The following is a 12,864-nucleotide window of genomic DNA, read 5'->3' on the forward strand; positions in this document are numbered from 1 at the left end:
CTTGCCCAGCTCCTCCCCCCCCCCAAATCTCCCCACCCTATCGAAACCGCGCCGCTCAACATCGTCCTCCTCCAAGACCACCTCCGCAACGGTGGCACCGAACAACAGACCCTCGCCATCGCCCAGGGCCTCGCCCAACGCGGCCACCCCGTGCACCTCGTCGTCTTCCGCCGCGGCGGCGCCCTCGACCCTCAGGTAGCAGCGATGTCCCCCTCCGGCCAATCCCCAGCCCCCGAGGTTCACTACTTGCGCCAAGGCTTCCTAAAAACCGACTGGTTCGCCCCCGGCCTCAGACGCCTTCTCGAGGGCCTCTCCCCCGACGTCGTCATCCCCATGGGCCGCATGGCCAACTGCCACGCCGGCCTCCTCGCCACCCGCCCCCGCTCCTACAAGCTGCTCTCCACCTTCCGCACCGGACGCTCCATCCCCTTCCTCTACCGCCGGGCCCTCACGCGCAGCGACTACATCGTCGCCAACTCCCACGAAGCCCTCCGACGCCTCGCATCCGACTACCGTATCCACCGTCCCGATACCTCCAGCGTCATCTACAACGGCTGCATCCGCGACTTCGAAACCACCATCCCCCTAGGCAACCTCGCCACGCGGCCAGAACCCAGAACCCACAACCCAGAACCCACTCTCCACCTCGTTTCAGTCTCCATGTTCCGTCCGCAGAAAAAGCAGATCCGCCTCATCCGCATCTGCTCGCAGCTTCCCGACAACATCAACTGGAAGCTCACCCTCGCCGGCGAAGGCCCTACCCGGACCGCCTGCCAAGCCGAAGCCCATCGCCTCGGCCTCGCCGACCGTATCCATTTTCCCGGACTCCTCAAAGATCCACGCTCCCTCTACTGCGACGCCGACATCGCCGTCCACACCTCCGACCAGGAATCCCTGCCCAACTTTCTCGTCGAAGCCCAGATGTCCGGCCTGCCCGTCGTCGCCTACGACGTCAACGGGGTCGGCGAAACCTTCCTCCATGAAAAATCCGGCTACCTCATCCCCCACCGCGACGGAGCCGCATTCCTCTCCGCGCTGCAAACGCTAGCCACCAACCCGCCCCAAAGGCTCCAGTTCGGCGAAGCCGCCCGCGACCACGCCCGAAAGAAATTTTCCCTAAAAGCCCAGACCTCCGCGTACATCCGCCTCCTCAGTTCGTTGGCATAAAGCCTGCAAGAATCGCCCCCCGCCAATTCACCGATCCCGTCTCCACAAACACGCTTTCCACCATGCTAGACTCCATCCGCCTCCGCGGCGTTCGCCAGAACAACCTCAAGAACATCGACGTCGATATCCCCCTCGGCAAGTTCATCGCCGTCACCGGCCTCAGCGGAGCCGGCAAGTCCTCCCTCGTCTTCGACACCCTGCACGCCGAAGGCCAACGCCGCTACGTCGAAACCTTCTCCGCCTACACGCGCCAGTTCCTCGACCTGCTCGAAAAGCCCGACCTCGACTCCGCCGAGAACGTGCGCCCCTCCATCGCCATCGAGCAGAAGAACACCATCAAGACCTCCCGCTCCACGGTAGGCACCATGACCGAGCTCACCGACTTCTTCAAAGTCTGGTTCTCCCACGTCGCCGCCCTCTACGATCCCGCCACCGGCGCCCCCATCCACGACGACAACCCCCAATCCATTTGGCAAAACGCCAAGGAGCGCTTTGCAAATCGCTCCCTCATCGTCGCCTTCGAAGTCAAAAAGCCCGAAAAGCTCAGCTGGCAGGAAATACTCAAAAACATCAAAGCCCAAGGCTACTCCCGCTTCTTCGCCCAAGAATCCCCCTCCTCACCGCCACAGCTCCACCGCCTCGAAGACCCTTCAGCCTTCAAGCCACAAGCCTCCGCCTCCCTGCACGTAGTGCAGGACCGTATCCAAATTGCCGACACCCACCGGTCCCGCTTTCTCGAAGCCGCCGAAACCGCCCTCGAGTTCGGCCAAGGCCAGCTGCTGCTCCTCGAAAAAGACGGTTCCATCCTCGCCCGACACTCCCGCGGCCTGCACTCCACCGCCACCGGCAAGACCTACCGCCCCGCCAGCCCGCCCCTCTTCTCTTTCAACTCTCCCATCGGCGCCTGCCCCAAATGCCGCGGCTTCGGACGCGTCATCGAGATCGACTACCGCCTTGCCATCCCCGACACCAGCAAGTCCATCGAAGACGGCCTCATCAAACCCTTCGAAGGACAAGTCTACGGCGAATCCAAAAACGACCTCGTCCGCGCCTGCAAACGTCTCAAAATTTCCACTACAAAGCCCTTCAACAAGCTCACCCAACGCCAGCAGGACATCGTCATCCTCGGCGAACCCGCCTACCAAAAGCTCCCCGAAGGCAGCGACTCCGGCGGACTCTGGTACGGGGTCAAAGGCTTCTTCGACTGGCTCGAGCGCAACACCTACAAGATGCACGTGCGCATCTTCCTCTCCCGCTACCGATCCTACGTCAAATGCCCCGACTGCCAAGGCACCCGCCTCCAGCCCGAATCCCTCTGCTGGAAGTGGAACGACTACCGCCTCCCCGACCTCTACGAAATCCCCATCTCCGACCTGCTCCCCCTCATCGAAATCCAAGGTAGGGCTCGACGGCCCGGCGAGCCGCAACAACCCGATCACAACCAAGTCGACATAGCCAGCGCCTCCATCCTCTCCCGCCTCCGCTACCTCAACCACGTCGGCCTCGGCTACCTCACCCTCAACCGCCCCGCCCGCACCCTCTCCGGCGGCGAAGTCGAACGCGTCAACCTCACCTCCTGCCTCGGAGCCTCCCTCGTCGACACCCTCTTCGTGCTCGACGAACCCTCCGTCGGCCTGCACGCCCGCGACATCGACCGCCTCATCCAAATCGTCCGCACCCTCACCGACTCCGGCAACACCGTCGTCCTCGTCGAACACGACGACGCCATGATTCGCGCCGCCGACCACGTCATCGAGATCGGCCCCGAGCCCGGAGCCCACGGCGGACACCTCGTCTTCCAAGGCAGCCAAAAAGAGCTCCTGAAATCCAAAAAATCCATCACCGGCCAATACCTTTCCGGCCAACAACAAATCCCTGTCCCCACCAAAACCCGCCCTGTAAGTGCGACCTCGGTCGCGGACCCACAACCTTCGAGCAAAGCGAGAACCCGCCCTAGCTCGCAGAGCGAAGGATGGCTCCACATCACCGCTGCATCCAAACACAACATCCAAGACCTCAGCCTCTCCATCCCCCTCCAACGCTTCGTCTGCCTCTCCGGCGTCTCCGGCTCCGGCAAGTCCACTCTGCTCAACGCCGTCCTCTACCAAAACCTCATCGCCCAGCGCGGCCTGCTCGCCGAGGACCCGGCAGCCCTTTCCAGCCTCACCTCCGACCTGGACTTCGACGAAATCACCCTCGTCGACCAATCCCCCGTCAGTCGCACCCCGCGCTCCAACCCCATCGTCTTCGTCGAGGCCTGGGACGAAATCCGTAAGCTCTACGGCAAGCTCCCAGCGTCCATAGAAAACGGATACACCGCATCCAGCTTCTCCTTCAACGCCGGCGACGGACGCTGCGAACCCTGCAAAGGCCTCGGCTACGAAAAGATCGAGATGCAGTTCCTCTCCGACGTCTACGTCCCCTGCCCCCACTGCAACGGCAAGCGCTTCAAAGACGAGCTCCTCGAAATCAAGCACGATGGCCACTCCATCTCCGACCTCCTCGAGCTCACCATAGCCGAAGTCATGGAGGTCTTCAAAGAGTACCCAAAAATCCACGACAAACTCGCCGCCCTCGATCAAGTCGGCCTCGGCTACCTAAAATCCGGCCAACCCCTCAACACCCTCTCCGGCGGCGAATCCCAACGCCTCAAACTCGTCAAGTATCTCCAAGGTAGGGCGGGACGGCCCGGCACGCCGCAACAACCCGATCAAGCAGGATCCCTCATCCTCCTCGACGAACCCACCACCGGCCTGCACAAGCACGACGTTCGCCGACTGCTCGAAGTGCTCCAGCGGATCGTCGACTCCGGGCATAGCCTCATCGTCATCGAGCACAACATCGACGTCCTCAAGTCCGCCGACTGGATCATCGAGATGGGCCCCGAAGCCGGGGCCAAAGGCGGCCAAGTCGTCTTCCAAGGCACCCCCGAAGCCTGCTCAAAAACCACCACCGAAACCGCCCGCTACCTCGCTCCCGAGTTCGATGGTAGGGCTGCCGCTCGCGGCACGCCGCAACAACCCGATCAACTCCTCGCCGCCGAAGCCCCCACCCCCTACAACACTCCCACCCTTAGTGACGCTTCGTGCCCTTCGTGGGCCAAAAACAACACAACCCGATCCACCACCGCACTCACCGTCACCGGCGCCCGCGAACACAACCTGCGCAACATCTCCGTATCCATTCCCCACTACGAATTCACCGTAGTCACCGGAGCCTCCGGATCCGGCAAGTCCACCCTCGCCTTCGACATCGTCTTCGGCGAAGGCCAACGCCGCTTCATGGAATCCATGTCGCCCTACGCCCGCCAATTCGTCGAGCAGCTCCCCCGCCCCGACCTCGACCAACTCACCGGCATCCAGCCCACCGTCGCCATCGAGCAACGCGTCACCCGCGGTTCCCGCAAGTCCACCGTCGCCACCATCACCGAAGTCGCGCAATACCTACGCCTACTCTACTCGCGCCTCGGCATCCCTCACAACCCCGACTCCGGCAACCCACTCATCGCCCAGACCGAAAGCGAACTCCAAAAGCGTCTCCAAAAAATAATTACGACGCCCGAGGCCACCAAAGCCAAGCACCTCTACCTGCTCGCCCCCCTCATCCGCAATCGCAAAGGCCACCACCAACCCATCGCCAATTGGATCGCCGACCACGGCTACGAGATGATGCGCGTCGACGGGAAGCTCATCTTCACCGACGACTTCAAGAAGCTCGACCGCTATAAGGAGCACAACATCGAAGTCGTCATCGCCGACCTCGCGCCGATCGCCCACCTCAAATCCCAGCTCAACCATCACCTCAAAGAAGCCCTCAAACGCGGCAAAGGCACCGCCCTGGTTATCGCTCAAGGAGGAGCGGTCTCGCCGAGATCGTCGCAAAAAGCCGATATCCACTACCTCTCCACCACCCGCATGGACCCCGAGACCGGCGAAGCCCTCCCCGAGCTCGATCCCAAGGACTTCTCCTTCAATTCCCACAAAGGCTGGTGCCCCGCCTGCCGCGGACACGGCCGCATCTACCCTTGGATGCGCGAACGCCTGGAGGACGACGAAGAGCTCGCCAAAGCCATCGGCGCCGACGACTCCAGCGAAGACGACAGCCAAGCCATCATCTGCCCCGAGTGCGACGGCGAACGCCTCAACCGCACCAGCCGTCACGTCTACCTGTATCTAAAATCCGGCGACACCATTTCCCTGCCCAAGCTTCTCGCCCAAGACCCCAAGCAACTCCTCGCCACCCTCAAAAAGCTCAAGCTCGACAAACGCGGCCAAATCATCGCCCGCGACATCGTCGCCCAAATCCACGAGCGTCTCCAGTTCCTGGATAAAGTAGGCCTCGAGTACCTAAGCCTCGACCGCCCCACCCAAACCCTTTCCGGAGGCGAAGCCCAACGCATCCGCCTTGCCGCCCAACTCGGCTCCAACCTCGCCGGCGTCCTCTACGTGCTCGACGAGCCCAGCATCGGCCTGCATGCCCGCGACGGCGACCGCCTCATCGAGACGCTCAAAAACCTGAAGAGCAAAGGAAACACCCTGCTCGTCGTCGAGCACGACGACACCACCATGGAGCACGCCGACCACATCATCGATCTCGGACCCGGCGCCGGCATCCACGGCGGCGAAGTCATAGCCCAAGGCACCATTGCCCAACTCAAGAAAAACAAAAGCTCCCTCACCGGCCGCTACCTAAAATCCGGCATCCCACACCCCCTCCAAGGTCAATACCGCCCACTCCCCACAGGTCGCGCCGCCTCGCCGAGGCCGCCGCAACAACCCAATCAAAAGAAAAGCAAAACTGGGAACGCCAAGCCCCAGCTTGGCAACACCCCATTCCTCACCCTCACCGGCGTCACCTTCCGCAACCTAAAGAAACAAACCGTCCGCATCCCACGCAACCGCCTCACCATGCTCTGCGGGGCCTCCGGCGCCGGCAAGTCCTCCCTCATCCGCGACCTGCTCGCCCCCGCCACCGCCTACGCCATCAAGGCGAAAAAGGACGCCATCACCGGCGCCGACTTCGCCAAGAACGGGCCCAGCATCGAAGGCAACGAAGGCCAAGTTCTCTTCGAATCCCTCGCCGGAGCCAGCGGCTTCCGCAGCGTCATCGAAGTCGACCAAAGCCCCATCGGAAAAACGCCCCGCTCCACGCCCGCCACCTACCTCGGCGTATTCGATATCATAAGACAATTCTTCGCCAGCTTGCCCGAGTCCAAGATGCGTGGATACAAGCCGGGCCGCTTCTCCTTCAACACCGCCCACGGCCGCTGCGAAACTTGTTCCGGCGCCGGACGCGTAAAGCTCGAGATGAGCTTCATGCCCGACACCTACGTAACCTGCGAAGACTGCGACGGCTCCCGCTACGGCCCCGAACTGCTCGACCTCCATTGGAAAGGCAAAAACATCGCCGACGTGCTAGCCATGGGCTTCGAGGAAGCCGCGGAATTCTTCAGCTTCCACAGCCAGCTCGGCGAGATCATGCAACTCATGGTCGAGACCGGCCTCGGCTACCTCACTCTCGGCCAAAGCAGCCCCACTCTCAGCGGCGGCGAAGCCCAACGCCTCAAACTCGTCACCGAGCTCGCCAAAGGCCTGCAAAGCTACACCGAACGCAGCCGCGGCATCCAAAGAACCAATCTATACGTTCTCGAAGAACCCACCATCGGCCTCCACCTCAGCGACTGCGAAAAGCTCATCCGCCTCCTGCACAAGCTCGTGGACCAAGGCCACACCGTGGTCGTCATCGAGCACCACCTCGACCTCATCGCAGAGGCCGACTACGTCGTGGAAGTCGGCCCCGGCGGCGGCCCCAAAGGCGGCAAGATCCTCTACCAAGGCAACCTCGCCGGCCTCAAAAAGTCCAAACGCAGCATCACCTCCCCCTACCTCAAATAAGCAAAAGCGAAACTCTAACGGAACGAAACTCTAACGGAACGAAACTCTAGCGGGACGAAACTCTAGCGGGACGAAACTCTAGCGGGGCGAAAATCTAGAGCTGCGAAAATGTAGAGCTGCGAAACTCTAGCATGGCCCCCTCCTAGCAAAGCGAGAACCGAGAGCGAAAACCGAGCGGAACGAAAACCAAGCGGAACGCCCCCCCCTAGGACGGCCGAACTCAAGCACATCCATACCCACCCCCAAAACGAAAGCGCCCTCCCCCCATCCCACATCGTCCTCCCTCGCGCGCTTTTCATATCAACGTTGATATAAAAAGCGCACATCCCCGAAACTCCCCGATCCGTGCGCTTTCATCATCAACGTTGATATGGAAAGCGCACACCTTCGCACATCTCCGCACGACTTTGCGCGAAGCTCGGGCATGCACGCGCTTTCGTTGTTACTCCTTTGGGAAAACCTTTCGGCGCTTCGACGGATTGTACCTTGCCTCTCCTTTCCGGCGCTCGCTTCGGGGCACGAAATCCGGACGGCGATTCTCCTGCTCGCACTTCACCTGAAAGGCTTGCATCTCCAGGAATAGGTCAAGCATCTGCGTCCGATCCTTGTATTCACCCAAGCCACTACGATCCAGGGCAAGCAAGAGCTCGTGAGCCGCCTCCAAGGTCGAGAGGCAGCCAGCTTCCGGTTGGCGCTTGATCACGTAGCGACTTGGAGCCGCGTTCGAAAACATAACCTTCGGCAAGCGCTGCAAGCTCTCGCTGAAACGCAACATGGGCCTTACCAGCCGCCACGTGCCATCCAATAAAAATACCACCAAACGTTTCCCCGCAAAATCTTCTGCCTGCAACTCCCCTTTCGACAAGTCGCGGGCCTCCTGCCCTGGATACAAGAGCGCAGGATAGTTGGCAGGATCCTCGATCAGAGCCTGCACACCTTCGTGATCGTCAAAGGTCTCCCCCACATACAGCTCGCTGTCCGCCAAGCAAAGGTGGGTAAGCCGACCTGTATTCAACTTTATGCGACGATACTCGTAAGGGTGCATCAAGATCACGAACTTCGTCCGCGTCCCCATCGACTTCACCCGCTCGCACCAGCAGAGCTGCTGCGGCCTATTACACTTGTAGCACATCGCTCGACCCATAGCGGGAGAACCATCGACCTAGCCCCGGCCCAAGACCAGCGAAAAGATTTACCGTTGAAATGCACCGTAAAGGCGCTGACATTCGAAACGCGCCATTCGCAATCCACTCTTCCCATGTACCATCGCCCCGCTTTCGGATTCACGCTTCTTGCCATCGCCACTCTCGCAGCCTTCTCTTGCTCGGCCCACACCCTGCTCAAGCCGAGCCCTGAGCTGGTAGCCAGCCCGCGCATCCCCCCACACTCCGAGCGGATACTTCCGCATTCCATCCTTCAGGTCACTCCTGCTTCGAACGTCTTGCCGCGAGGATATCGCTACTACGAAATCGACACCGGCAAACTTCATTTCGAGCAGCAATCCTCTCCCGACGCCGGTCCTATCATCGGCTACCACCCGGAGAGCGGACGCTACCTTACCCTCGACCGCGACCTGAACCTGCAAGCGCGCGTAGACGGAGCGGATCCGATAGACATCGACTTGGACCTCAGCAGAGGGGAAGCGGCGCTTCTCGACGACGGCGAACACATCTTCTTTTCCTCAGCCAGAAGCTATCCGCCCGGCAGCGCTAATAAATCCCAGCTCTTTTCCATTTCGCAAAACGCCTCCCTTTGGCAGCAAGCAGGAAACTACACCCTGTCTGCGGACCAAAGCCGAGCGATCGAACTGCAGCCGCTTGGAAACTTCACCACAAGCTTCGGCTCCGGCATCTCGCTTGTGAAAGCCATCGACCTCTCGAATGGAAGCCTCCTCTCGGAAATAGACTTAGCGACCCCCTATCCCAACAACACCTATAGACTGGCCGCCGCATCGCCCGAGCAAAACTACCTCCTGCTCATCGGCACGACAGTCCAATCTTCCGGCACTCCCCAAGACTCCAATCCAAGTCTCCTAATCGTGGATACAGTCAACGGTACCGCCAAGCCGATCGAGAACGCCACCGGCTTGTCCCCCTACCTTGCAAACCCGTTCAGCCCCGACGGCAGCAGCTTCCTGCTCTGGGACAACTTGAACCGAACCCTAAAAGCCATCCGCAGCTCCGACGGCAGCCTCCTGTTCGCCAAGGCCGCGGCCTCCCCCTTCGCCGCCTTCTCGCCCCAGGCTCCTATTCTCTACCTCTCCACCAACCAAGCCGGCGCCATCAGCGCCATCGACATCCCAAGCGGACAAAGCTCCGCAAGCTATCAAATACCTGCTGATAGCACCATCGCCGCCCTCGCCGTCTCCCCAGATGGGAAGCACCTGGCTGCGACTGCCGGCGACACCGCATACCAGCTCGACTTGCAAACCGGCGACACCGCCCAGTTCCCTATCCTCAATACGCCCTACCTAGGGATCAAGTTCTCCCCCGACTCCCGGCACTGGATCCTCTCCTCCCTCGTAGGCTCGACCATTGCCGTGCCCACTGACGATCCGAGCGATTGGAAGCGGCTCATCTACCCATCGGCCGAGAGCCTTCTCGGCCCAGCGAGCGAAGGGGCGCTGACCTACCTTACCGAATCGAACAGCCTAGCCGAGCGGCAACTCGAAAGCGGCGAGCTGGCTCTCAGCCGTATAGACAACCAAGGAGCCAACTCTACCGAGATCCTAGCCAGTTCTCCCACAAGCTGGCTAGTCCGCCGTACCACCTTGGAGCAAATCGACGGACTCTTCAGCCAGACGCAAAGTATCCACCTTATCGATACCGAAAGCGGTAGCAGCCAATGGGAGACGCCCCTTAACAGCTTTGGAGTCACCCACACCGCGATGGATCAAGCCGGCGAAATCGTCGCCGCAATCGAAAAGGTCTCTCCCTACCAAGTTCTCGAAAATGACAATCGCCTGATCGCTTACCGAAAACAGGAGAACACGCCCTTCCTGAACCTCGAAAATACCGACGGCAATTTCCTCGCTCTATCCATCTCGCCCGATGGAAGCCACCTCGCCACCTTGCAGCAAAACTCGAACGGCACGTCCCGCCCTCGCCTCTTACGGTGCTCCGACTCTGCAGAAATCCAGCTTCAAAGCGAGGCCTCCGGACGCTGGAACCAAATCCGCTTCGGCCATCACAACCGTCGCCTCTACCTCTTCCCTTCCTCGACTCAACTCGGTCGCGTCCACTACCAGATCGCAGTCCTCGACCTAGACGCTCCCACAGACCTCACAACCCTGAACCTGTACGGCGAAGCGCCCAGCGGGCTCCTCGACACCAGCCCGGACGGCCGCTACCTCGTCGCCCTTTCACGCCGTTCCCACCTCATCCTCGTCGACCTCGAAAAAGGCGAAATCGCCGACGAAGCCGCCACCGCTTGGTTTCCTAACAATGTTTATATGTCGAACTTCGGCCCCGTGCGCGAGCAAGCCCACTTCGCGGCCGATTCGGCCAGCTTCCTCTACCGCGATACTCAAGGCTCCGTTCGCAACTGGCAGCTGCAAACCTACTCTCTCGTAGCAGCCAGACTGCAGGCTTCTCACGAGACACCCACCATCGCATACCCGTACCAAACCGATTCCAGCTACCTGCTCGAGCATTCTACCGACTTGCTGAACTGGGAAGTTCTACAGAAATACAAATCAGGAGAAGCCCCAGCGACCCTTCCCTTTCCCCCGAGCGACGGCCCCGCTCCCCAGTTCTACCGGATCTGGAAATCAGACTCCGCAAACCAGTAGCCAACTCCGCCCCCACTCCCAATACCAAGCTGTCCGCTCGCAGCCTACCCTCGCTTCCAGCTTCAGCTCGGCGGCAACGGGTCGCGCACGACGAGGTATTGGTTATCCAAGCGCAGGCTCAAATCGATGGGATCCCCCACCCCCACCGTGTCACGAGGAACCTGATACGCCCAGACGTCAAAATAGGTCAAAGCCGCACCGCCGAAAATCGTGGAAAACGCGCCGTCCACCGCATCTTGCCCACAAGAGAGCTTCACTCGACCAATTCGCGGCACATTGAAACGGGCGTCAATAGTGTGCCAATGCCCCCCCAAGTAAACCTCCGCATAGGCATGGAAGTCCATATGCCCGTCGGGCTCAGGAAATCCGATATCCGGCAAATGGCCGGTCACGTACCGCGTCGGAACGTTGAACGCTCGATTCAAGGCTACCACCAAGTGAGCGAAGTCGCGACACACCCCGAAGCCCCGCTGCAACACGTCCCAAGCGGAAAGGTCCGCTTGCCCCGACATGTACCGGTACTCGATATTTTCGTGCACCCACTTGCTAATGGCCTGAGCGCGCGGCCAGCCGTGATCGACTTGGCCAAAGTTTTGCCAGGCGAAGTCGATCAGCTTGTCGGAATCGCAGTAGCGGCTCGGCAAAGTGTAGCGGAGCAGCTCCGAGGGAATCTCCGCCGGCTGCAAGGGCGTCTTGTCCGGCAAGTCGTAATTGTCCGGACGAGAACTGACCCGCACAATCGCGTCGTGCCGAAACAGGTTGCTGCCGGGCTGCAGGCGAACCCGATGCACCAAGTTTCCGTGGCTGTCCACGAAGGCGTTGTCTATCAAGTCGTTCCCTAGCGACAGAGCTTGGAAAACCACCTCGTTGCGAGCGCTTTCCGCCGGTTGCAGGTTGAGCAGCAAGCTGGCCGACCCCGCCACTTCGTAGGCGAGGCTGCAACCGACTCGTACGGTGATATCGAAAGGCAAAGGATTAGGCTCAAAGTACGTCATGATTAGGAAAATGGATTCCGTCAGCGAGCCAGCTTCCGTGAACCAACCCCTAACCATCCCTATTCCCCAGCCTTTCCATTAGCAACGCATTTCGCGGTCCGGCCAGCTCGGGTACGCGCTCGCCGCCGGCTCGAACGACGCTATTCACGCACCCGCTCTGCCGTCGTAGTCCTTGCCTGAATACGCAACCAGACGCAGCGACCTGCTCATTTAGTCTGCTCCGACGCTGGCACGTACTGGAACACCTCCCCTAGCTCCTTGCCGAAAACCTCCGCAATCTTGAAGGCGAGCTCCAAGGTCGGCGAATAACGGGCCGCCTCGATCGCCAAAATGGTCTGGCGGGTCACTCCCACCTTTTCCGCCAAGGCTTGCTGCGTCATTTCGTCCGCGTCGAAACGCAGGCGGCGAATCGAATTCGTGATCGGTAACTTCTTCGCCATGCTAGAGCAAGCCCCTCCGATAGTAGAAAACCTGCGTGGCGCTCTGCACCAAACCGCTCAAAGCCGCCACCATGAAGATCGAATGGATCAACAAGTTCGTAGTGGCAATCTGAGGGGCCCCTTCCACTTCGAGCATGCGCTCGTTGGCCAGCCCTGCGAAGATTACCACCATCAAAGCTCCTGACATGACCCAGTAAGCGTTGCGGAAGCCGCGCATATCGATCGCCTTGTCCATCTCGTCCTTCGCGTCGTTCGCATCCTTGCTCAACACGCGATTAAGAATCGCCAGCACGATCCCTAACACGATGGAGACGACGATGACCTTCACCAAAAACGGAAGGAAATAGCTCAAATCCGCACCCAAACCGCCCTCCACCGACAATAAAGTCACTCCATAGTAGCCGATGGCCCACAAGGCCACGAGCAGCTCTATCCAATTGTTTCTCTCCTGATAAGACATAGCCATCTGTAATTGAGTTAAGGTTTACATTCTCCGTGTTAACTATCTTTAACACAAGGAACGCAAAAGCTCTCCATGTCAAATATTCTTTACTCGATGTCTAACGCGCTAAACTCCG

General features: G+C 60.2%; 7 protein-coding genes. 3 read left to right on the plus strand and 4 right to left on the minus strand.

Translation table 11 applies throughout. The annotated features are described in order from the left end of the window. The first annotated feature begins 60 nt into the window (after positions 1–60). Together QEH57_RS04340 and uvrA are read left to right on the plus strand one after the other, a co-directional pair. Entirely contained in the window at positions 61–1,167 is a 1,107-nt protein-coding gene (locus QEH57_RS04340; protein ID WP_309005622.1) for a glycosyltransferase, read from the plus strand. Positions 1,168–1,229: 62 nt separating this feature from the next. Beyond that, positions 1,230–7,061 (plus strand): excinuclease ABC subunit UvrA, encoded by a 5,832-nt coding sequence (gene uvrA, locus QEH57_RS04345; protein ID WP_309005453.1) that lies wholly within the window; start codon positions 1,230–1,232, stop codon positions 7,059–7,061. A gap of 442 nt (positions 7,062–7,503) precedes the next feature. Here uvrA and QEH57_RS04350 read toward each other — a convergent pair whose 3' ends face one another. Further along, complete coding sequence (locus QEH57_RS04350; RefSeq protein ID WP_309005454.1) at positions 7,504–8,193, minus strand: tRNA-uridine aminocarboxypropyltransferase; 690 nt, start codon at positions 8,191–8,193, stop codon at positions 7,504–7,506. A 126-nt stretch (positions 8,194–8,319) separates the two neighbouring features. On the opposite strand from QEH57_RS04350, the gene QEH57_RS04355 reads away from it, so the two are divergent. Further along, the gene (locus tag QEH57_RS04355; RefSeq protein WP_309005455.1) at positions 8,320–10,851 is read left to right on the plus strand and encodes a WD40 repeat domain-containing protein; all 2,532 of its coding nucleotides are present in this window, start codon (positions 8,320–8,322) and stop codon (positions 10,849–10,851) included. Between the two features lie 62 nt (positions 10,852–10,913). On the opposite strand, the gene QEH57_RS04360 is transcribed toward QEH57_RS04355, so the two are convergent. The 3 genes from QEH57_RS04360 to QEH57_RS04370 all read right to left on the minus strand — a co-directional run bounded on the left by QEH57_RS04360 (position 10,914) and on the right by QEH57_RS04370 (position 12,752). Then, entirely contained in the window at positions 10,914–11,846 is a 933-nt protein-coding gene (locus QEH57_RS04360) for a transglutaminase family protein (RefSeq protein WP_309005456.1), read from the minus strand. A gap of 206 nt (positions 11,847–12,052) precedes the next feature. Beyond that, on the minus strand, positions 12,053–12,286 hold the full coding sequence (locus tag QEH57_RS04365) for a helix-turn-helix transcriptional regulator (RefSeq protein WP_343224750.1): 234 nt from the start codon (positions 12,284–12,286) through the stop codon (positions 12,053–12,055). A 1-nt stretch (position 12,287) separates the two neighbouring features. After that, positions 12,288–12,752 (minus strand): hypothetical protein, encoded by a 465-nt coding sequence (locus QEH57_RS04370; RefSeq protein ID WP_309005457.1) that lies wholly within the window; start codon positions 12,750–12,752, stop codon positions 12,288–12,290. Between the last annotated feature and the right edge of the window lie 112 nt (positions 12,753–12,864).

The sequence above is a fragment of the Pelagicoccus sp. SDUM812005 genome, assembly GCF_031127875.1.
Lineage (GTDB): Bacteria > Verrucomicrobiota > Verrucomicrobiia > Opitutales > Opitutaceae > Pelagicoccus.

Coding starts and splice junctions, on each gene's coding strand:
- uvrA (WP_309005453.1), top strand. CDS start 1,230: ATGCTAGACTCCATCCGCCTCCGCGGCGTTCGCCAGAACAACCTCAAG.
- QEH57_RS04370 (WP_309005457.1), bottom strand. CDS start 12,752: ATGGCTATGTCTTATCAGGAGAGAAACAATTGGATAGAGCTGCTCGTG.
- QEH57_RS04360 (WP_309005456.1), bottom strand. CDS start 11,846: ATGACGTACTTTGAGCCTAATCCTTTGCCTTTCGATATCACCGTACGA.
- QEH57_RS04355 (WP_309005455.1), top strand. CDS start 8,320: ATGTACCATCGCCCCGCTTTCGGATTCACGCTTCTTGCCATCGCCACT.
- QEH57_RS04365 (WP_343224750.1), bottom strand. CDS start 12,286: ATGGCGAAGAAGTTACCGATCACGAATTCGATTCGCCGCCTGCGTTTC.
- QEH57_RS04350 (WP_309005454.1), bottom strand. CDS start 8,193: ATGTGCTACAAGTGTAATAGGCCGCAGCAGCTCTGCTGGTGCGAGCGG.